The organism is Vibrio sp. 10N.222.49.C9 (assembly GCF_041474985.1).
In the GTDB taxonomy this organism is placed as follows: domain Bacteria; phylum Pseudomonadota; class Gammaproteobacteria; order Enterobacterales; family Vibrionaceae; genus Vibrio; species Vibrio crassostreae_C.
This window is the reverse complement of the sequence record NZ_JBFRVD010000292.1, coordinates 1-443: the sequence shown is the minus strand read 5'-3', so window position 1 is coordinate 443 and position 443 is coordinate 1. Positions and strand designations below refer to the sequence as shown.

The window sequence follows — 443 nt, the reverse complement described above, 5'->3', positions numbered from 1 at the left end:
GGTCTACCTTTATTGATGTGCAGGAATGCTGGTGGCTCGCCTGTGTTATAGATGTGCATTCCAACGATTTGTAGCACTGCTGTGTGGGTGAGTTCGAGGGTAAGGTCGAGTTGTTTTCTATCGAGGGCAAGTGAGTGCATTTCACTCGGGGTCAGTATGGTGTCGTTTCTAGCGTGTTTTTCGCAGGTTTGGTCAATTTTATCTTCGAAGGTTTGGCTTAGAGTGGTTGAGCTATCGATACTGCGTTCAATCCAGATAGGTGCGCAATCGAAGAACTCTTCGGTGACTTTGTTGCCTGTCAGTGCCGCCACGATGTGCATGTCGTTACAAATCTGAGCGAGTGAATGTATCGATGCCGCAATTAGGCTGTTTAATGATTTAGCCTCTGTGCTTATTGATGGTTTAAGTCTCTGTGCATGAGAACTGCGAAGGACTACCAGATG

Annotated in this window: 1 protein-coding gene; it reads right to left on the bottom strand. The window is 46.7% G+C overall.

The window, feature by feature from the left end:
• Positions 1-320, bottom strand: a 320-nt coding sequence (locus tag AB4585_RS23190; RefSeq protein WP_372171140.1) for a hypothetical protein, incomplete at its 3' end; no start/stop codon positions are given.
• Positions 321-443 lie beyond the last annotated feature (123 nt).